The sequence below is a fragment of the Stenotrophomonas sp. YJH_SMC_53 genome (genome assembly GCF_059369995.1).
In genome coordinates, this window is sequence record NZ_JCAFTF010000003.1 from 259,992 (window position 1) to 279,134 (window position 19,143).

A 19,143-nucleotide genomic window follows, 5' to 3' on the forward strand; every position below is an offset into this window, starting at 1 on the left:
GGGCTGGCTCATGGCTTGGGGATACGCAGGGTCTTGCTGATCATCAGCGACCCGGACAGGGCGAACAACAGCACCATCGGGTGCAGCTGCCACGGTCCGATCTGCCACTGGCCGAACCAGATGTTCTGGCCGATGGCATCGGTGCCGGCGGCGATCGCCAGTACGATCACCAGCACCAGGCTGGTCGGGATCGGGGTGCCCTCGAAATACGTGACCTTGCCCTCATCGCCGGTCATTGCCTCGGCTGTGACGTTGTAGCGTGCCAGGCGGCTGACGCCGCAGCAGACGAAGTAGCTCAGCACCAGCCAGTCCCAGCCACCCTGCATGCCGCAGGCATAGGCCAGCGCCGCTGGGGCCACCCCGAAGGAGATCACGTCGGACAGCGAGTCCAGCTCGCGGCCCAGGGTGGAGCTGGACTTGCGCCAGCGCGCGATGCGCCCATCAAGGGCGTCGAAGATGAAGGCCAACGGGATCAGCGCCATGCCGAACAGCAGGTAGCCACGCTCGCCGTCCTGCAGGAAGCGCATGGCGGCAAATACCGCACCGGTGCCGCAGAAAGCATTGGCCAGGGTGAACCAGTCGGCCAGCTGGAATTCGCGCAGCATCGAGAAGTGACGTTTCATGGGGACTCACGGAGCATCAAGGCCCACAGGTTACCGCGAGCGCCGTCGCTGGTGACAGCGCTGACGGGGCCCACCCTTCACCGCCCCCTCACCCGCCCTCACCGACGGTGAATTTTTCGCCACCCATCTTGACAGCCTAGGGGGGTGGCGCCTGTCGCGGCTTATCCACAAAGTTGCCCACGCGTAATCCACACCCCCTGTGGACAACCAGATCTCACCGACTGCGACGGTGGACATTTCCTCATCACCCTGACGCGGGGTTTCCCTACTTCCCAAGCCGCGAGGTCGGCGCTATGGTCACCGGCGGGCCCGCCGCCGCCACGTCCGATTCCTGGTGACGGGCGATGATGATGCCGGATGCTTCCACCTGCTGCTGGCGCAGCGGCCCTGAAGTGGTAGAGCCGGCCGCTGGCCGGCTGCCCCTGCCATTCCGGAGTGCCGGCCAGCGGCCGGCACTACCCAGCGTGCACCCGCCGCCAACGCGCGAAGCACAACACCTGCATCACCAGCATGGCCAGCAACCCCAGCGGCCACGCCCACCACACGCCGGCCAGCCCGTGCTGCGCCTGCATCCACATCGCCAGCGGCAGTTCCACCAGCAGCACCGCTGCCATACCCAGCAACGCTGGCAACCATACCGTGCCGCTGCCGCGCATCACCCCGACAAGCACCGCGCTGATTCCCATCGCCAGCACGCCCCACACCACAGTGCGCAGCTGCAACGCAGCCAGCTCGCGCACGTCGGCTGCCGCCAGGATCAGCCCGGTCAGCCCGCGCGCCAGCGCCACAACCAGCACCACCACCACGCTCAGCGTCGCCAGCGCCACCAGCACACCAGTCCGGGCGATGGCCGGCAGCCGTGCTGTACGCCCGGCGCCCATCGCATGCGCCGCGAGGATGGTGGCGGTGATCCCCAACGACATTGCCGGCAACTGCACCCAGTTCATCAGCTGGTTGACCGCACCGTAGGCGGCCGTAGCGGTGTAGCCGTAACGGTTGATCCAGCCCAGCAATACGATCTCGGCAATGGCCAGGCTGAGCATCTGCAGCGAGGAGGGTATGCCGATGCGCAGCATCGATCGGATGATCGCGCCATCGAAACGAATGGCATGCAACAACTCAGGGCCCGGTGCCAGGGGATGTCCTGCCCGATGCCAACGCAACAACAGCCAGCCCAAGGCCAACAGCGAGGCAAACGCCGCCGACACCGCCGCACTGGCCGATCCCAGCCGCGGCAGGCCGGCCCAGCCCAGAATCAGCAGCGGCGTGCACAGCAGGCCCACCGCCGTGGCCAGCAGCAGCGCATGCAGCGGCGTCTTCGCATCGCCTACTGCGCGGCTCACGGCAGTGGCCAGCCACAGGAGGAAGAACGCCGGCGCCGCCAGCAGCAGCACGCGCGCGTAGACGATGGACTCACCGAGGATCGGTGCCGGTGTACCCAGTGACATCAGAAGCTGTGGTGCGAAACCGCTCCCCAGAGCCATCACCAGCACCGACAGCACAAGGATCAGCGCCACCGCACTGCCAGCTACCGCGCGCACCTGCTGCGGCCGACCCGCGCCCCAGGCGTGCCCGATCAGCACCATCGCGCCGGTCGCCAGGCCCATCACCAGGGCCAGCAGCAGGAAGAAGACCGGGAAGAACGCAGCGGCCACGGCCACCGCCTGGCTACCGAGCAGATGGCCGAGGTAGATGTTGTCCAGCGTGCCTGCGGCCAGCTGCAGCGCATTGGTCAGCAGCATCGGCAGCAGCAGGGCCAGGTAGGTGCGCCACAGAGGCGGCGCGACCAGGGGCGTGGGATGTACAGGGGAGTTCATGGGGTTCTCTGGACAAGGCACTGCCCTGCCCGGCGTTTCCACCAGCAAAGCAAGCACAGGGGACCGGGCCGTGGCCCGCGATCAGGTGGCGCCGCCGCTCAACGACAGCGCGATGGTTCAGCCGGCAGCGCTGTCGAACGCCAGACGCAGGGCGTGGTCGCGCACATCCCTGGGCCAGGAATGCAGCACCGCTTCCAGGCCCGCACGGTCGTGCGCGAACAGCACGCGGATGGCCTCCTCGAAGCCCGGCAGGTCACCGGCGATGGTCTGCAGGAAGTGATAGGTACGCTCGCTGTGGCGGCGCTGCCGATCCTCGTCGGCACCGGCGCGGCTGGCCGCCTCCACCAGTTTTCGCAATGCCACCGAGGCGCCGCCCGGCTGCTCGGCCAGCCAGGCCCAATGGCGCGGCAGCAAGGTCACTTCACGGGCGACCACGCCCAGCTTGGGGCGGCCACGGCCACGCGGGGTCGCAGCGTCTTCGGCAGTGATTTCGGCATCCGCCTCGTCAGAGGGGGGAAACGCTTCGGCTACCCGCGCCAGCAGTTCCTCGTCACTGCCGCGCGTATCGAAATCGCGGGTGCGACCGGTGGCGTTGTCGAACACCAGCAATGGTCCGGCAGCGTTGTCGGCGCGCAGCCGCTTGAGCGCCAGTGCCGCCACTTCCGGGCTGCCGCAGGCAACGAGGCGATGGCCGTCGAAACAACTGAAGGGAGGGAGTCGGGACGCAGGCATGGCAATGGCATCAGAGGTGATGCGCGAATATTGCCCGGGTAATTTATGATTGTCAATATTGCCCGGGTATTAATCGACCAAAAGAGCGTGCCAACCCAGATTGGCACTCCCCGGAATGGTTGGCACCTCCCCGATTCACCGGGTCACAGCCGGCTGTAGGACCAACTGACCATGCGGCCGTCCTTGTACGGCATCACGCCGTGGAACGGGCGCGGGTCGGCGTCGAACACCAGCGGCAGGAAGTTGCGGTCGCCCTCCCACATCGGCAGCGTGTCCAGCTTGTCCAGATCTACCCACTCCAGCGTACCTTCGTGGTTGCCGCCGTGCGGGGTACCTTCGAAGCTGTCGATGACGAACACGAAGCCCAGCCAGTCTTCGCCGTGCTTGCCGAAACCGGGCCAGCTGAGAGTGCCGCGCAGGCGCATGCCGGTGCAGTCGATGCCGGCTTCCTCGGCAATCTCGCGGCGCATGCTGGATGCCACGTCCTCGTCCGCTTCGATCTTGCCGCCCAGCCCGTTGTACTTGCCCAGGTGGTGGTCACCCGGACGGGTGTTGCGGTGGATCATCAGCACCTGGCGACGATCAGGCGACAGCACGTAGCCCAGGGTGGCGACGATCGGGGTGTACGGCATGGGCGGCATCCAGCGGCAGGTCAGCCGTGGATTATGGCCGATCAGCGCACGAGCGACAGGCGGCGCTCGGCAGGCGCACCGGCGCCATCGAGGTCACGGCGCAGCGTTGCGACGCCGTGGCCGCGCTCGGCCAGGTATTCCAGCCACTTGCCGAGGAAGGTGTTCATCCGCATGCGATGACTGATCAACTCCGCCGGCGGCGGGTACAGGCCCATGGTGTCCTGCCAGCGGCGGCCGACGTAGCAATGGGTGGTCTCGGCCTGGCGCGCGTCACGGTACACGCGAACATAGGCCGAGGGATCCGGCTCGCCGGTGACCGGGTCGGCAATGTCGTAGGTCAGCCGCAGTTCCACCGTATAGCGGTGGCACTCGATCACGTCCAGGCGGACATCCAGGCCGTCGCCGATCGAGGAAATGTAGCTGCCCGCCGCCAGTCCCGCCGGTTCGAACAGGCGCACCAGATGGCGGTAGTTCTCCGCGTACAGGCCCATGAGCCAGCTCAGCCGGCTCAGGCGGGGAATGCGTTCGGTACGGGGCAAGGCTCGGGCCATGGGTCGATCCTACACGTTGGTGCTTCAACGTGGGGGCGCCTCAAGCCACAGCCAACCCGTCGGTCGCTGTCACCACTGTAGAGCCGAGCCCATGCTCGGTTGCTGTTCTGGGAGAACCCGGTGGCCCAGCCGAGCGTGGGCTCGGCTCTACGGGCGCAGCCAGGCGCGCCGGAAAGGATCAATACAGCTCGCGCTGCAGCCCCAATGTGGCCAGCACCTTGCTGGAAATCTCCTCGATCGAGGTGTGGGTGGTGCTCAGGGTCGGGATCCGCTCCATGCGGAACATGGCCTCGGCCGCGGCCACCTCCCGCTTGCAGGTGTCCAGGTTCGCGTAGCGCGAGTTCGGACGGCGCTCCTGGCGGATCTGCTGCAGGCGGTCCGGATCGATGGTCAACCCGAACAGCTTGCGCCGGTAGTTGCGCAGGCGCGGCGGCAGGCGGTCGCTTTCCAGGTCTTCGTCGGTCAGCGGGTAGTTGGCCGCGCGCACTCCGTAATGCAGAGCCAGGTAGATGCAGGTGGGCGTCTTGCCGGCGCGCGACACCGCCACCAGGATCACGTCGGCATCGTCATAGTTCACCGCGATGCCGTCGTCATGGGTCAGGGCGAAGTTCATCGCGTTGATGCGGCGGTGGTACGTGTCGAAATCGACCATGCCGTGGGCCTGGCCGACCCGGGCCAGTCGAGGGCTGGCCAGTTCGCGCTCCAGCGGCTCGATGAACGGCGCGAACACATCCAGCATCAGGGCACCGCTGTCGGCCAGGATCAGGCTCAGGCTCTGGTCCACGCAGGAGTTCACCACGATCGGCCGGACCTGGTACCGCTCCCCCGCCGCCTGGATCCGGGCGCAGGCTTCACGCGCTTTTTCAGGGTCGTCGACAAACGACATCCGATCGGTAATGAAGCTGAACCCGGAGAACTGGGTCAGCAGGCTATGCCCAATGGTTTCAGCGGTGATACCGGTTCCATCGGAAACGTAGAACACCGGACGGATGGTCGACATGCGCGCTTTTACCCCCTACGAAGCTTAAAAAGGCCGCCAGCACAAGCTTGTGCCGACGGTGCTCTGCCCGGCATCATATCGGCTTCTTCCTACGGACGCGGCCACTCAGCCCGCCTCGGGCGATGGCCAAACGGAGCATCGCGCTTGAACGAGAACATCCTGTGGTTGCACGAACTGCGTCTGGCCGATCTGGCCCGCGTAGGCGGCAAGAATTCGTCCCTGGGCGAGATGATCGGCAACCTGGCCGGTCTGGGCGTTTCGGTGCCGGGCGGTTATGCCACCACCGCTGAAGCCTTCAAGGACTTCATCGCGCACAACGACCTGTCCAAGCGCATCTTCGACAGGCTGGCCACGCTGGACGTCGAGGACGTCAACGCGCTGACCGCCGCCGGCAAGGAAATCCGCGGCTGGGTAATCGACGCCCCGCTGCAGCCGCAGCTGGACCAGGACATCCGCACCGCCTACGCCAAGCTGAGCGCCGAGAATGGCGGCGGCGACGTGGCCGTGGCCGTGCGTTCGTCTGCCACTGCCGAGGATCTGCCGGATGCGTCCTTCGCCGGCCAGCAGGAAACCTTCCTCAACGTGACCGGTGCCGACGACGTCGTGCACAAGGTCAAGGAAGTGTTCGCCTCGCTGTACAACGACCGCGCCATCGCCTACCGCGTGCACCACGGCTTCAAGCATGAGGACGTGTTCCTGTCCGCCGGCGTGCAGCTGATGGTGCGTTCGGGCGTCGGTTCCTCCGGCGTGCTGTTCACCCTGGACACCGAGTCCGGCTTCCGCGACGTGGTGTTCGTCACCTCCTCGTTCGGCCTGGGCGAGATGGTCGTGCAGGGCGCGGTCAATCCGGACGAATACTACGTCTACAAGCCCACCCTGCAGGCCGGCAAGCCGGCGATCCTGCGCCGCTCGCTCGGCAGCAAGGCGATCCGCATGGTGTATTCGGATGTCCCCGGTGAGCGCGTCCGTATCGAAGACACGCCGGCCGAACTGCGCACCACCTTCTCGATCAGCGACGAGGACGTGCAGGAACTGGCCAAGCAGGCGCTGGTCATCGAAAAGCACTACGGCCGCCCGATGGACATCGAGTGGGCCAAGGACGGTGTCAGCGGCAAGCTGTTCATCGTGCAGGCGCGCCCGGAAACGGTGAAGTCGCGCAGCCACGCCACCCAGATCGAGCGCTTCGCGCTGACCGAGAAGGGCGGCAAGGTGCTGGCCGAGGGCCGTGCCGTCGGCGCCAAGATCGGTTCGGGCGTGGCCCGCGTGGTGAAGACGCTGGACGACATGAACCGCGTGCAGCCCGGCGACGTGCTGATCGCCGACATGACCGATCCGGATTGGGAACCGGTGATGAAGCGCGCCTCGGCCATCGTCACCAACCGCGGTGGCCGCACCTGCCACGCCGCGATCATCGCGCGCGAGCTGGGCGTACCGGCCGTGGTTGGTTCGGGCAACGCGACCCAGGTCATCGAAGATGGCCAGCTGGTCACCGTCAGCTGCGCTGAAGGCGATACCGGCTTCATCTACGAAGGCAAGCTCGGCTTTGAACGCACCACCACCGATCTGGGCAACATGCCGCCGGCGCCGCTGAAGATCATGATGAACGTGGCCAACCCGGAACGTGCCTTCGACTTCGGCCAGCTGCCGAACGCCGGCATCGGCCTGGCCCGCCTGGAAATGATCATCGCCAGCCACATCGGCATCCATCCGAATGCGCTGCTGGAATACGACCGCCAGGACGCCGCGACCAAGAAGAAGATCGACGAGAAGATCGCCGGCTACGGTGATCCGGTCAGCTTCTACGTCGACCGCCTGGCCGAAGGCATCGCCACCCTCACCGCCTCGGTCGCCCCGAACGCCGTGATCGTGCGCCTGTCGGACTTCAAGTCCAACGAGTACGCCAACCTGATCGGCGGCAGCAACTACGAGCCGCACGAAGAGAACCCGATGATCGGCTTCCGCGGCGCCAGCCGTTACGTCGATCCGAGCTTCTCGGCCGCCTTCGCGCTGGAGTGCAAGGCCGTGCTGCGCGTGCGCAACGAAATGGGCCTGGACAACCTGTGGGTCATGATTCCGTTCGTGCGCACCCTGGAAGAAGGCCGCAAGGTCATCGAGGTGCTGGAACAGAACGGCCTGAAGCAGGGCGAGAACGGCCTGAAGATCATCATGATGTGCGAAGTGCCGTCCAACGCACTGCTCGCCGATGAGTTCCTGGAGATCTTCGACGGCTTCTCGATCGGCTCCAACGACCTGACCCAGCTGAGCCTGGGCCTGGACCGCGACTCGTCGATCGTCGCGCACCTGTTCGACGAACGTAACCCGGCGGTGAAAAAGCTGCTGTCGATGGCGATCAAGTCGGCACGTGCCAAGGGCAAGTACGTTGGCATCTGCGGCCAGGGCCCGTCCGATCACCCGGATCTGGCCGAATGGCTGATGCAGGAAGGCATCGAGTCGGTGTCGCTGAACCCGGACACCGTGGTTGATACCTGGCTGCGCCTGGCCAAGCTGAAAGCCAACGGCTGATGCCGTGATGGGCTGACGTCGCTTTCATCGACGTCCGCCCATACTGCTGCTGCACGCAAGCCCCGCCTCTGCGGGGCTTGCTGTTTCTGGCGTCCACGCACGCCCGGCCCCACGCAGACATCGCTACGCAGCAAAGGACTTCCGCATGATCGCCGCCGCACCTCCCGCCCCCGCCGCAACGCCCTGGTTCCACTCGCTCGACTGGGAACGCCTGCTGGAGACCTATGGTGTGCCGCTGCTGGCCGCCATCGTGGTGCTGCTGGTGGGCCTGTGGGTGGCGCGTCGCCTGTCCAACGCGATGCCGCGCGCCACAGCGCGCATGGGCGTGGACCCGATGCTGGGCAGCTTCCTGCGCAACGTGGTGTACGCCGCATCGCTGGTGATCGTGGTGGTGCTGGCCATCGGCACGCTGGGCGTGCAGATCACGCCGCTGCTGGCCGTGCTCGGCACCGCCGGCCTGGCCGTTGGCCTTGCCCTGAAGGATTCGCTGTCCAACATCGCCTCGGGCGTGATGCTGGTGACACTGCGGCCGTTCCGCGTCGGCGACGTGGTCACCGTTGCCGGACAGACCGGCACGGTGCGCGAAGTGCGCATTTTCCAGACCGTCATCACCGGTGCCGACAACCAGCACACCACCATTCCGAACACGCTGATCACCGCCGCACCGATCATCAACCTGACGGCCGAGCCGACCCGCCGCGTCGAACTGGTGATCGGCATCGGCTACGAGGACAACATCCAGCTGGCACGCGACACCGCGCTGGCGCTGATGAAGGCGGACCCGCGCGTGCTGCAGACGCCGGCACCGGACGTGGTGGTGTACGAGTTGGGGGCGCACGCTATCAACCTCGGCATCCGCTGCTACGTGAAGTCGGCCGACTGGTTCGGCACCAAGGTCACGCTGCTGGAGCAGCTCAAGCTGGGCTTTGACAGGGCCGGCATCAACATCCCGTACCCTCAGCAGGACATGCACCTGTACCTGCATGGGAAGGATGGCGGTGTGGTCGAGGCGGACGCGCTGGTGCGCGACAAGCCCTGATCCCAAACAGAAATGCCGGCCAGCGGCCGGCACTACCCTGCCCCGCGCCCCCTGGTAGTGCCGGCCGCTGGCCGGCACCCACCCATCTCCATGCACCGGTAGTGCCGGCCGCTGGCCGGCAGCCTTCAGGATCAGGCCGCGACGCTCTCTTCCAGCGTCGGATAATCAGTGAAGCCCGCCGCGCCACCGCCAAAGAATGTCGCACGATCCGGCGGATTCAGCGCCGCACCGGTACGCAGACGCTCCGGCAAATCCGGGTTGGCGATGAACGGGCGGCCGAAGCCGATCAGGTCAGCCCAGCCTTCAGCCAGTGCCTGCTCGGCGCGTTCGGCGGTGTACTTGCCAGCGTAGATCAGCGTCCCCGGGTAGACCATGCGCAGCGCCTGCTTGAACGCCACCGGCATCAGCGGTGCATCGTCCCAGTCGGCTTCGGCGATGTGCAGGTAGCCCACGCCCAGCTCAGCCAGCAGGTGCGCCGCAGCCAGATAGGTCGCCTGTGGCGTATCGTCCACCGCGCCCTGCAACGTGGTCAGTGGCGCCAGACGGACACCGACGCGGTCACCACCGGCTACGGCCGTCACCGCCTGCACGACCTCTCGCGGGAAACGCAGCCGGTTCTGCAACGCGCCGCCATAGCCGTCGGTGCGCCGGTTGGCCTGCGAGTCGATGAACTGGTTGATCAGGTAGCCATTGGCACCGTGCAACTCCACGCCATCGAAGCCTGCGTCCAGCGCGTTGCGTGCCGCCTGGGCGTAGTCGGCGACGATGCCGGGAATCTCGTCTTCGCGCAGCGCGCGCGGCATCGAATGCTGGAGCATTTCGCCCACCCCGGCTTCGGGACCTGCCCCGGTCGGGTCGACGAACACCTGCACGCCTTCCGCCAACAACGCCGACGACGATACCGGGGCGGCGCCGCCCGGCTGCAGGGCCACGTGCGAGACCCGGCCCACATGCCACAGCTGGGCGTAGATGCGGCCGCCAGCGGCGTGCACCGCATCGGTCACCCGACGCCAGCCCTGCACCTGTTCCGGGCTGTGGATGCCCGGGGTCCAGGCATAGCCCTGGCCCTGCGGGCTGATCTGGGTGCCCTCGCTGACGATCAGGCCGGCACTGGCGCGTTGGGCGTAGTAGGCGGCCATGTCCGCGGTGGCGACGTTGCCGTCGGCGGCACGCGAGCGGGTCATCGGCGGCATCACGATGCGGTTGGGCAGGGTCAAGGCGCCCAAGCGGTGGGGAGTGAACAACATGGCGGCGATCTCTTGCGGGGGGACTGCCGCAAAGGATGGGGATGCCAGCTGCCAGGCAACAGGCATGCACTGGCAAAACAGTTGTTCCCCGAAGGCAAGGATGGCCAGCCGGGGGGCAGAGCCCCTTCCTGCGGAACGGGATCCGGCCCCGCGCGCAACCGGGGTCGGGTCCCTTTGCAACGCAAAGGGCTCCGACCCCGAAGCCGGTTACAGCGTGGGTTCGATCAGCACGCCGCCATGCGCCACGCGGTCATAGCAGGCGCGCACCACATCTTCCCCGTACTTCAACTCCAGCCGGCGCACGATGAAGTGACCACGCGCCATGTCCTGGTAGTAATCGGTGAACATGGTATTCAGTGTTGCACCCGCGGCCGCACCAACGATCGGCACCGCCTGCGCAGCGAATTTCTCGGTAACAACCACGCCGAAGCGCGCCGCCACCTTCTCCACCATCTTCGCCAGCAGCTTGCCGGCTTCCTTCGGCGCCACGCCCAGCGTCAGGTCGCGGCCGGTCACCACCCGCCCGGCCAGCTCGGCCGACAGGTGGCGCATCACATCGGTGGTGAAGCCGCGGGCCAGGTAATAGCCCGTCTCGCTGGCGTCATCACGCGGCGAGTTGCCGCCCAGCGCGAACACTTCCAGGCACGCCTGGCGGGTGCTGAACTCGGACAGGTCGAAGCCCTCGCTGCGGGCCACGTCGGCCACCGCACGCATCATGATGGTGGTCGACACCGGCAGCTCGATGAGCAGGGCGGCAAAGCCAAAGGCACCGCCGACCGCACCGGAGGTGGCTGCCGCCAATTTGTGCCAGCGGGTCGACGCTCCCTTGCCGGGCGAGTTGTCCATGCTCCACAGGGCTGCCTGCGCCGACTTGGACAGTGCCGCCTGCACCGCACCGTGGATGCGGTTGGAGACCGAACTGGGCAGCGCCTTCACCGCGAACTCCAGCGGCGTACCGACCAGGTTCGCCATGCGCGCGGTCAGGGTCGGCGCTTCCAGCAGCTCCACCGCGCGCTGCAGGTCGGACCAGTCGCGGGCGTCATGGGCGATGTCGCGGGGAAGCAGGATGGGCTCGTTCATGGCGCCGATCTTAGCGCCCGGAAGTTGAACGGTTCGTCGCGGGGTACGACAGAGGGGTCAGAGCCCTTTCCGCAGGAAAGGGATCCGACCCCGGCGCCTTGCCGGCCAGCGGCCGGCACTACCCGTTGGTGTGTCACCCGATAGCGCCGGGCCATGCCCGACGGCGTCGTTCAGGCAGCCGGCAGGCCCGACAGCGCGCCCATGAACTGGCGGTAGTGGCGCAGCTCGGCGATTGAATCGTGCACGTCGCTCAGCGCGGTATGGTTGCTGTTCTTGCCGACGCCGGCGGCCACGCTCGGCGCCCAGCGCTTGGCCAGTTCCTTCACCGTGGACACGTCCAGGTTGCGGTAGTGGAAGTACTTCTCCAGCCTCGGCATCTGGCGGTGCAGGAAGCGGCGATCCTGGCAGATCGAGTTGCCGCACATCGGCGAAAGACCGGCCGGAATCCACTGCGCCAGGAAGTTCACCGTCTGCGCTTCGGCCTGGCCCAGGGTGGTGCTGCTGTCCACCACGCGCTGCCACAGGCCCGAACGACGGTGCTGGTTGCGGTTCCACTCATCCATCGCTTCCAGCGTTTCCAGCGGATGGTGGATGGCAAACTCGGGGCCTTCAGCCAGCACATTGAGCTGGGCATCGGTGACCACTGTAGCGATCTCGATGATCGAATCGTTGTCGGTATCCAACCCGGTCATCTCCAGGTCGATCCAGATCAGTCGCTCGTTGGCCGCGCCGGTGTCCGCCATTGTGTCGCCTCGTTGCTGGGCAGGCGCGCGGCCTACCGATGAAGGAAAGAGGCGCCCATCATACCCGTTCGCCCCTCAGCCCTCGCCCGCATGGTCTTCCAGCAGCAACGGCGGCTTGCCGCGCTTGGCGCGGAAATAATTGGTCAGGCGCATGCTGGCCTCCTTGGCCAGCACCCCACCGTGGATTTCCACCCGGTGATTGTGCCGGGCATCACCCAGCAGGTCGAACACGCTGCCGCAGGCGCCGGTCTTGGGGTCGCTGGCGCCGTAGACCAAGCGGGCGACGCGTGCATGCACGATGGCCATCGCGCACATCGCGCAGGGTTCGAGGGTCACGTACAGGGTGCTGCCGAGCAGCCGATGATTGGCCAGCCGCGTGCCGCCGGCGCGCATGGCCACGATCTCGGCATGCGCACTGGGATCGTGCGAGGCGATGTTGAGGTTCCAGCCCTCGCCCAGCAGCTGGCCATCGGCGCCCACCAGTACCGCACCGACCGGAATCTCGTCGAACTCGCGCTGCGCACGCTCGGCCAGCGCCAGCGCATGGCGCATCCAGTGTTCATCGGCGTCGTGCACCGGTACACCCAGGGCATCGGTCATGGCGGTTCTCGCGTGTCTGCAGGGCCAGGATGGCCGCCGGGGCCGCATTGTACGCCCGCGGCCGTGCAGGCGGCGCGGGTATCGGCGGTGCCATTGCGCGCGACCGGCGGTCCAAGCAGCGAGCGCGCTGAAGCCAGGCTGCAGGCCTCATACTGAGCCCTTCCGCAAGCACCTTGGTGAACACATGACCACCCTCCGTCCCTCGCGCGCCGATGACGGCGCCGCCCTCGTCGACCTCTGGCGCCGTGCCGTCGACGCCACCCACGACTTCCTCAGCGCCGAAGACCGCCAGGCCATCGATGCCGAAGTCGCCAGCTTCCTGCCGCAGGCGCCGATGACCGTTGCGGTCGATGCACAGGATCGGCCACTGGGCTTCATGCTGATCGACGGCACGCACATGGAAGCGCTGTTCATCGATCCGGACGTGCGCGGCACTGGTATCGGCCGGCAACTGCTGCAGCACGCGCTGGCCCAGCATCCGCAGCTGAGTACCGACGTCAATGAGCAGAACGCACAGGCCGTTGGCTTCTACCTGCGCATGGGCTTCGTCGAAACCGGCCGCTCACCGCTCGATTCGCAGGGCCGTCCGTATCCCCTGATCCATCTCCGGTACAACGGCTGACATTCGACGGATATTCGAGGCCCGCCCCCGATCATCAGGCCGTGGCTTCGAATGCCGGTGAGTACTGCACCTCTCCCTGCGCCATCGGTGGCCGCAGGCACAGTGCCTGGAAGTACTCTGGCGGAACACCCGGCAGCACCAGGCCCGGCTCGGCGCGGAATCCGAATCGACCGTAGTACGCGGGTTCTCCCAGCAATACGCAGCCCTGCGCCCCCTGCTCACGCAGTGCATCAAGCGCCGCATGCATCAGCGCCGCGCCGACACCCTGCCCCTGCCATCCGGGCAGCACCGAGATTGGTCCCAGGCCAAACCAGCCCGTACTGCCATCGCTGATCGTCACCGGCGACAAGGCAACATGCCCGACGACCTGCCCGTCCTTCTCGGCGACCAGCGAGAGACTCAGCTCTCCACGCGAACGCAGTGCATCCACAATGAACTGCTCGGTGTGGCTGCTGTGCGGGGCTTCGCGGAAGGCCGCCTCGGTGAGTGCGTGGATGACAGCACGGTCTTCGCGGTTTTCAGGGCGGATCATGCAGTTCAAGGAAAGCCTTCTATAAAGTGATGGACATGTGAATGATTGATTTCGGTCACGAATTCAGCCGCAGACATGTCTCCGGCAGCAATGCCAACGTGACGATCGCGAGCCTTGTGCGGCAAGCGATCCGCCCGGGCAATGCGTCCCCGGGGCGTCAAAAATCCGTCTCCAAGGGTGGCACAGCGCTCCCGGCACGTTCCATAATCGAGAAACCTGCCACCCAGGAAGGATAGATGGACATGGACGCACGATGCAGGATCACGCCATGGGTGTAGCTCGCCCCGAACCCAGGGGGCGGCCGCTGCTGGCATTGCTCGCCCTCGTCCCGCTGGCGGCATGTTCGCCCTACGCCGATGCCGAGCGTGACGTCGCCGCGGGTGGACGCGGCCTGGCCAAACTCAACCCGGCGCCGAAGCAGCCCTACGAACTGGTGCTGACACTGAAGGACGCGCCGGGCCCGTTCGCGATCGTGGAGGGCGTGGCCCAGTATGACGTCAGCAACTACGAAGACTGCGGGCGGATCATCTGGTCCACGGGCACGGCCAGCCGCATCACCAGCCAGGAACCAGTGGAACTGCGCAGGACGGGCGAGAACGAATACCGGGGTACGTTCTACCTCGACCGCATGCAGGATCAGGACTATTACGATCGCGGTACGTGCCACTGGACTCTGACCGGTGTTGGCGCGATGTTGCGTGCGACGAACGGCGAAGCCGATACGCGATTTCTGACCTACGTCAATAAAGAGCGCATGGACGCAGGATCGCCGCTGACTCTCTACTACCCGAAGACTGCCTATCCCCGCGCCGAGCTTGCTGCCAACTTCCCTGCCAGCGGTAAAGAAGATCCGTCGGCCTACAAAGAGGAACTACGCAACGCGTTGTTCTCATCCACCACCACTGTGCAGAAGCTCGTGCCATGAGCCGCCAGTGCCACATTCACCCTTGCACACCAGGAGGCCGACATTGCGCCACAAGATGATTCCGTGCCTTGCTCTGCTTCTGTTGACCGCCTGCCATCCGGAGACCGCCATGAACCAGGAACGTGCCGCTGCTGAAGCCGATGTCGCCCAGGGTGGGCGCGGCCTAGCCAAGCTCAACCCCAGCCCGCGCAAGGCCTATGAACTGGTGCTGCGCCTGAAGGACGCCCCCGGCGATTTCGCGGTGGTCGAAGGTGTCGCGCAGTACGACGTCACCAACGAAGACCAGTGCGGCCACATCGAGCCGGCCACCGGCACGGCCGCACGCATCACCAGCCAGGAGCCGGTGGAACTGCGCAAGGTCGCTGATGGCGAGTACCGCGGCACGCTGTATGTGGACCGCATGCTGGACGAGGACTACTACGGTCGTGGTGTCTGCAAATGGGAATTCACCGGTGCAGGCGCGATGCTGAAGGCAACGGGTGCTGAAGAGGAGACCCGCTTCCTGACCTTCGCTGACGCGGAACCGCTGATCGAAGGGAAAACGCACACGCTTTTCTATCCTGATCTCGTCTATCCGCGGACAGACCGTGTTCCCAATTTCCCGGCAAGTGGCGAGTCCGATCGCAGCGGCTATGCCGTCGATCTGCGGGACAATTTGTTCACGATCAGTCTTTCTGCAAGTGAGGTGGCCCCGTGACCATCACCTCACAAGACTACGCCGCCTTATCCGATGACGCATATAAGGATCGCGCTGTCGGTCGACGCGCCCCTGGTCAAGAAGAGAAGGTCATACTGAACGGCCATGAGTACAAGATCCTTGAGCATGTCGACAATCGGCTCAATGGCTATCAAGGTACGGTCTATCAACGCGTAGACAGCAAGGAAATCGTCATTGCACATCGGGGCACCGAGCAGATCGGACGCGATGGCATCCTGACGGATGGAGGCATGGTCGTCGCCCGCACCAATGTGCAGGCACCTGACGCGATCGCATTGACGCAGAGAACGCTCGAAGCCGCAGCGGCGCAGTCCCGCTTGAGCGGCGGACCAACTCCTCAAGTCACCGTCACCGGCCATTCCCTCGGCGGCGCCCTGGCCCAGATTACCTCGCATCACTTCAACATCAAGGGTGAGACCTTCAACGCCTACGGCGCGGTCAGCCTCGGCTACCGCATCCCGGAAGGCGGCAACACCATGATCAATCATGTCATGGCCTCCGATCCGGTCAGCGCCGCCTCGCCGCACTTCGGCCAGGTGCGCATCTATGCCAAGCCGGAGGAGATCAGGACGCTGTCTGCTGCCGGTTTCAGCAACCACTCGTTGCGCGCCCTGATTCCAGACTACCCGGTCATCGCGGCAGCCAGTTCTTTGGGCTCCCACAAACTGGGTAACTTCCTCGATCAAGGCTCGGTGCTGAAGCACCCGGAAACCCAGACGCTGGCGAAAGACAACGCCAGGATGATCGAGGAGTACCGCGACAACCTGGAATCGCTGCGCAGCGGTATCACCCGCGCGGCGCGGGGCATTCCAGGCGGCGCCGTCGACCTGTACGACCACATCCGCGGCCCGCTGCAGCCCGGTGAGCCGGCACGCCGCGAAGCGGAGAAGAACGGCCATCACACCAGCATGCTGCGAATGGACGATGCCAACCATGTGGGCAACCCACTGTTCAACGACGCGATCCGTGGCGTGCACGCGCAGGATGTCCGCGTCGGCCGGGTACCAGACGTGATGAGCACGCAACTGGCAGGCAGCCTGGCCGCCGAAATGCACGCAGCAGGCGGCAAGCGCATCGACGAAGTGGTCATGAATGCCGATGCCTCGCGCAGCTTCGCCGTGCAGGGCCAGGGCGGTGACCCCGCCCACCTTCGTGTGTCGGTGGATACGGCAGTGGCGATGAACACCCCGCTGGAACAGAGCAGCCAGCGCATCGACCAGCAGGCCGCCGACCAGCGCGTTGCGCTGGAGCGCGACCAGCAGCTGGAACAGCAGCGGAACCAGACCCGCAGCCTGCAGGCCTGATGCAGCGCGGGAGCCGGTCAGCCCGGCTCCCGCATCACTTCGAGACTCCGGCTCAGGGGCTGGACGCTGCCATTGGCACGGATGCTGCGGCCGTCACGAACAGATCGGGCCCGGAATCCGGGAATCCGCCACAGGCGCGATCGCCGGGTGCCACCGGGTCACAGGGCCACTGCGCGCGCGCGACCTTCTCGCGCAGCTCGAAGCGATCACCGGTCCAGACCACAAACGCGATGTGCTCACGGTTCCAGTCACTGTAGGCGCGCGGACCACCCTTCTGCGCCGACTCCGGGTATTGCACGAACCAACGCATGGCCGGGCCGTACTGCAGCTTGCTGTGGTCCAGGCTGATCCGGCCCTCACGCGACAGCTGGCGCGCACGATCGGCCTCCGTGACCGGGGGCATCGTCGGCATGGCATCGGCGGTCACATCCCGCGGCGCCGCATCCCCGCGGACCTGGTACACACGCTGGGCCACATAAGCCTCGCGGCAATCACCTGCGGGTACGCGGACCGGCTCCGCGCCGTACTCATCACGGTTGGCGACCTGGTCGCTGCAGGTGAACGGCGCCGACACCAGATAGAACGTGCTGTCGGCGTCGCGCCCTTCCAGCGAACGCACCCAGATGTCGCCCATCCGCACGATGAAGTCCGGGCGCTGGCCATAGCCCGGCACAGCCTTGAACCAGGCCTTCTGCCGCACCTCACGCTCGCGCCAGCTGCGCGGCAGGTGGATGTCCTGCGCGGGCAGCGCGACCAGCAACGCGGCCAGATGCGCCGGCATGGTGCCCTGGCAGGCGCCAATCAGCAGGTCGCCCTGGGTCGCCAGCCGCCCGGCCAGATCCACCGGGCAGCGGGCACCGAGCGCCCGCTCGGTCGCCTGCTCTGGCGGCAACGGCACGATGGCCAATGCGGGCGGAGCGGGGGCTACTGCGGGAACGGTTGGCTCGACGGAGGCGGGCGGTGCAGCCACAGTTGCCGCCGCTGCGGGCGCAACGGGCGCCGGCGCCGGATCGGCAGTCGGCGCCGGCTGCGCGTCCACCACAGGGGTCGCAGGGGGTGTCACGGCAGCCGACACCTCGGGCGTCGGCGCCGCGACAACGGCGTCGGCCGCCGCGGGCGCTGCAACGGCCGCCGCCTCTGCAGGCGCCTCAACGGTAGCCTCGGCAGCGGGGGGCGTCTCCACCACAGATGCCGCTGCCTCCTGAGCCTGTGCCGACGCTGCGGCAAGTCCAAGTGACAGCAGCCAGAGTGGCGGCAGGCGGCGCACGGATGCAGTGCAGCGGGCAGCGGCGTGCCGGGTATTCGAGGGAACGATTCGCATGTGGTGTCCTTACGAGTGGGTTTCCATGTCGGCGCCACAGGGCGCCACGCGTCGTACGTAAAGCGCCTGCGGGCACTCTGCCCGCCGGCATCAGGTGCTACAGGGATCGAGAGCGCTGCTCCTGCTCGCGGGCGAGCGCGGCCGCGGGGTCCTGCTGGGCGACACTGGCGGCCAACTGCTGGCTGCTCTGCGCCAGCGGCTGCTGCGCCGCCTGTTCGCGCTCGACCGAAGCGCGCAGCATGGCCGGGTCACCCAGCGCGCCCTGCACGGCAAACAACGTGCGGCCGTCGTTGCCAGCCAGGAGATGATCGATGCGCGACATCCCCGCCTTCTGCGCGCTCAGCGCCAGTGCGCCGGCAGCATTGTCCAGTTCCTGCACGCTGCGCAGACCGCTTTGTGGTCCCATCTGCTGCAGATGGTGGCGGGCGCCCTGGAACAGGGCATGCCCCGGCGCGCCAGGCTGCGACATGTCGCGCACGGTGGCCTGCTGGGCCGGCGCCCCGACTTCGCCCCGCTCCAGCCGCGCCATCACATCAGGCGTCAGCTTCTGCTGCCACACCTCGAATCGCTGCTGGCGGGCCTCGATGCCGTTCAGGCCACCATTGATCGCGCGCGTCGCTTCGCGCACGTCCTCGCGCGCCGCTTCCGGCACCCGCGTCTGCCACTGCCACACGGCAATGCGGCCTGCGTGCTCGGGCTGCGCGGCCAGTTCCGGGTGATTCACCAGGTCCAGATCCAGCGCCTTGCCGGCACGCTCGTAATTCTCCTTGCCGACCAGAGGCAGATAGCCACGGCCGTGATACTTCAGCGCATCGCCAGGCGCGTCATTGCCCATACGCCCGCCATACATCAGTTCGGCCAGGTTCTCCGGCCGACCACGCAGCGCCTCCTGGCGCGCGCTCTCAAGCGCACCATTGCCATTGCGCCACGCCGCTTCCACCGGGATCTGTGAGATACCCCGGGTGAAGTTGAAACTTTCATTGAGCCGGCTCAGGCCACGGGACTCGTGCCCGGCCTGCGCCATGAAGTTGGCCAGTTCCCGGGACGAGGTCATGCCGGCCTCCGTGGCCTGCCGCAACAGCTGCGACTCCCTATCCTGCGACACGGTGAAACTCCTGCTCGATCATCGTTGGA

19 protein-coding genes are annotated in these 19,143 nt (G+C 66.5%); 6 read left to right on the plus strand and 13 right to left on the minus strand.

The features are described 5' to 3' along the window. Positions 1-8: 8 nt before the first annotated feature. The 6 genes from AC5P7X_RS06430 to ppsR form a co-directional block, all read right to left on the minus strand. Positions 9-623: a CDP-alcohol phosphatidyltransferase family protein gene (locus AC5P7X_RS06430; protein WP_019660264.1), complete on the minus strand. Its 615-nt coding sequence runs from the start codon at positions 621-623 to the stop codon at positions 9-11. 455 nt (positions 624-1,078) lie between these two features. Beyond that, positions 1,079-2,440 (minus strand): MATE family efflux transporter, encoded by a 1,362-nt coding sequence (locus tag AC5P7X_RS06435; RefSeq protein ID WP_495214631.1) that lies wholly within the window; start codon positions 2,438-2,440, stop codon positions 1,079-1,081. 117 nt (positions 2,441-2,557) lie between these two features. Next, the gene (locus AC5P7X_RS06440) at positions 2,558-3,172 is read right to left on the minus strand and encodes a DUF2239 family protein (protein WP_253137485.1); all 615 of its coding nucleotides are present in this window, start codon (positions 3,170-3,172) and stop codon (positions 2,558-2,560) included. A 143-nt stretch (positions 3,173-3,315) separates the two neighbouring features. Beyond that, entirely contained in the window at positions 3,316-3,804 is a 489-nt protein-coding gene (locus tag AC5P7X_RS06445) for an NUDIX hydrolase (RefSeq protein ID WP_495214632.1), read from the minus strand. Between the two features lie 41 nt (positions 3,805-3,845). Further along, a complete protein-coding gene (locus AC5P7X_RS06450; RefSeq protein ID WP_495214633.1) occupies positions 3,846-4,355 on the minus strand; it encodes a DUF1249 domain-containing protein in 510 nt (169 codons plus the stop codon). A 178-nt stretch (positions 4,356-4,533) separates the two neighbouring features. After that, complete coding sequence (gene ppsR, locus AC5P7X_RS06455) at positions 4,534-5,355, minus strand: posphoenolpyruvate synthetase regulatory kinase/phosphorylase PpsR (RefSeq protein WP_495214634.1); 822 nt, start codon at positions 5,353-5,355, stop codon at positions 4,534-4,536. A gap of 144 nt (positions 5,356-5,499) precedes the next feature. Between ppsR and ppsA the strand changes: the two genes are divergently transcribed. Further along, the gene (gene ppsA / locus AC5P7X_RS06460) at positions 5,500-7,878 is read left to right on the plus strand and encodes a phosphoenolpyruvate synthase (protein WP_053499806.1); all 2,379 of its coding nucleotides are present in this window, start codon (positions 5,500-5,502) and stop codon (positions 7,876-7,878) included. A 145-nt stretch (positions 7,879-8,023) separates the two neighbouring features. Next, entirely contained in the window at positions 8,024-8,917 is an 894-nt protein-coding gene (locus tag AC5P7X_RS06465; protein WP_171957369.1) for a mechanosensitive ion channel family protein, read from the plus strand. 131 nt (positions 8,918-9,048) lie between these two features. Here AC5P7X_RS06465 and AC5P7X_RS06470 read toward each other — a convergent pair whose 3' ends face one another. From AC5P7X_RS06470 to tadA, 4 genes are all read right to left on the minus strand, one after another. Next, a complete protein-coding gene (locus AC5P7X_RS06470) occupies positions 9,049-10,164 on the minus strand; it encodes an alkene reductase (protein ID WP_495214635.1) in 1,116 nt (371 codons plus the stop codon). A gap of 207 nt (positions 10,165-10,371) precedes the next feature. Beyond that, positions 10,372-11,244 (minus strand): EcsC family protein, encoded by an 873-nt coding sequence (locus AC5P7X_RS06475; RefSeq protein WP_495214637.1) that lies wholly within the window; start codon positions 11,242-11,244, stop codon positions 10,372-10,374. Positions 11,245-11,414: 170 nt separating this feature from the next. Next, positions 11,415-11,987, minus strand: coding sequence for an oligoribonuclease (gene orn / locus AC5P7X_RS06480; protein ID WP_206620893.1), 573 nt, complete (start codon positions 11,985-11,987; stop codon positions 11,415-11,417). A 75-nt stretch (positions 11,988-12,062) separates the two neighbouring features. Then, positions 12,063-12,587, minus strand: coding sequence for a tRNA adenosine(34) deaminase TadA (gene tadA / locus AC5P7X_RS06485; protein ID WP_005417177.1), 525 nt, complete (start codon positions 12,585-12,587; stop codon positions 12,063-12,065). A 184-nt stretch (positions 12,588-12,771) separates the two neighbouring features. Here tadA and AC5P7X_RS06490 point away from each other — a divergent pair, with 184 nt between their 5' ends. Continuing rightward, a complete protein-coding gene (locus tag AC5P7X_RS06490) occupies positions 12,772-13,209 on the plus strand; it encodes an acetyltransferase (RefSeq protein WP_495214639.1) in 438 nt (145 codons plus the stop codon). A 34-nt stretch (positions 13,210-13,243) separates the two neighbouring features. Here AC5P7X_RS06490 and AC5P7X_RS06495 read toward each other — a convergent pair whose 3' ends face one another. Continuing rightward, positions 13,244-13,750 (minus strand): GNAT family N-acetyltransferase, encoded by a 507-nt coding sequence (locus tag AC5P7X_RS06495; protein WP_495214641.1) that lies wholly within the window; start codon positions 13,748-13,750, stop codon positions 13,244-13,246. Positions 13,751-13,994: 244 nt separating this feature from the next. Here AC5P7X_RS06495 and AC5P7X_RS06500 point away from each other — a divergent pair, with 244 nt between their 5' ends. From AC5P7X_RS06500 to AC5P7X_RS06510, 3 genes are read left to right on the plus strand one after another with little or no spacing between them, the layout of a single operon-like run. Beyond that, entirely contained in the window at positions 13,995-14,666 is a 672-nt protein-coding gene (locus AC5P7X_RS06500) for a hypothetical protein (RefSeq protein ID WP_495214643.1), read from the plus strand. A 43-nt stretch (positions 14,667-14,709) separates the two neighbouring features. Further along, positions 14,710-15,363, plus strand: a complete 654-nt coding sequence (locus tag AC5P7X_RS06505; RefSeq protein ID WP_065186150.1) for a hypothetical protein — start codon at positions 14,710-14,712, stop codon at positions 15,361-15,363. Further along, positions 15,360-16,688 carry an XVIPCD domain-containing protein gene (locus tag AC5P7X_RS06510; RefSeq protein WP_111175872.1) on the plus strand — a complete coding sequence of 443 codons (1,329 nt, stop codon included), beginning with the start codon at positions 15,360-15,362 and terminating at the stop codon, positions 16,686-16,688. The genes AC5P7X_RS06505 and AC5P7X_RS06510 overlap by 4 nt, the downstream gene beginning before the upstream one ends. Before the next feature lie 52 nt (positions 16,689-16,740). Here AC5P7X_RS06510 and AC5P7X_RS06515 read toward each other — a convergent pair whose 3' ends face one another. Together AC5P7X_RS06515 and AC5P7X_RS06520 are read right to left on the minus strand one after the other, a co-directional pair. After that, positions 16,741-18,009 carry a hypothetical protein gene (locus AC5P7X_RS06515; RefSeq protein ID WP_495214645.1) on the minus strand — a complete coding sequence of 423 codons (1,269 nt, stop codon included), beginning with the start codon at positions 18,007-18,009 and terminating at the stop codon, positions 16,741-16,743. A 97-nt stretch (positions 18,010-18,106) separates the two neighbouring features. After that, complete coding sequence (locus tag AC5P7X_RS06520; RefSeq protein WP_005417198.1) at positions 18,107-19,114, minus strand: XVIPCD domain-containing protein; 1,008 nt, start codon at positions 19,112-19,114, stop codon at positions 18,107-18,109. Positions 19,115-19,143 lie beyond the last annotated feature (29 nt).

Coding starts and splice junctions, on each gene's coding strand:
- AC5P7X_RS06430 (WP_019660264.1), bottom strand. CDS start 623: ATGAAACGTCACTTCTCGATGCTGCGCGAATTCCAGCTGGCCGACTGG.
- AC5P7X_RS06435 (WP_495214631.1), bottom strand. CDS start 2,440: ATGAACTCCCCTGTACATCCCACGCCCCTGGTCGCGCCGCCTCTGTGG.
- AC5P7X_RS06440 (WP_253137485.1), bottom strand. CDS start 3,172: ATGCCTGCGTCCCGACTCCCTCCCTTCAGTTGTTTCGACGGCCATCGC.
- AC5P7X_RS06445 (WP_495214632.1), bottom strand. CDS start 3,804: ATGCCGTACACCCCGATCGTCGCCACCCTGGGCTACGTGCTGTCGCCT.
- AC5P7X_RS06450 (WP_495214633.1), bottom strand. CDS start 4,355: ATGGCCCGAGCCTTGCCCCGTACCGAACGCATTCCCCGCCTGAGCCGG.
- ppsR (WP_495214634.1), bottom strand. CDS start 5,355: ATGTCGACCATCCGTCCGGTGTTCTACGTTTCCGATGGAACCGGTATC.
- AC5P7X_RS06465 (WP_171957369.1), top strand. CDS start 8,024: ATGATCGCCGCCGCACCTCCCGCCCCCGCCGCAACGCCCTGGTTCCAC.
- AC5P7X_RS06470 (WP_495214635.1), bottom strand. CDS start 10,164: ATGTTGTTCACTCCCCACCGCTTGGGCGCCTTGACCCTGCCCAACCGC.
- AC5P7X_RS06475 (WP_495214637.1), bottom strand. CDS start 11,244: ATGAACGAGCCCATCCTGCTTCCCCGCGACATCGCCCATGACGCCCGC.
- orn (WP_206620893.1), bottom strand. CDS start 11,987: ATGGCGGACACCGGCGCGGCCAACGAGCGACTGATCTGGATCGACCTG.
- tadA (WP_005417177.1), bottom strand. CDS start 12,587: ATGACCGATGCCCTGGGTGTACCGGTGCACGACGCCGATGAACACTGG.
- AC5P7X_RS06490 (WP_495214639.1), top strand. CDS start 12,772: ATGACCACCCTCCGTCCCTCGCGCGCCGATGACGGCGCCGCCCTCGTC.
- AC5P7X_RS06500 (WP_495214643.1), top strand. CDS start 13,995: ATGCAGGATCACGCCATGGGTGTAGCTCGCCCCGAACCCAGGGGGCGG.
- AC5P7X_RS06515 (WP_495214645.1), bottom strand. CDS start 18,009: ATGCGAATCGTTCCCTCGAATACCCGGCACGCCGCTGCCCGCTGCACT.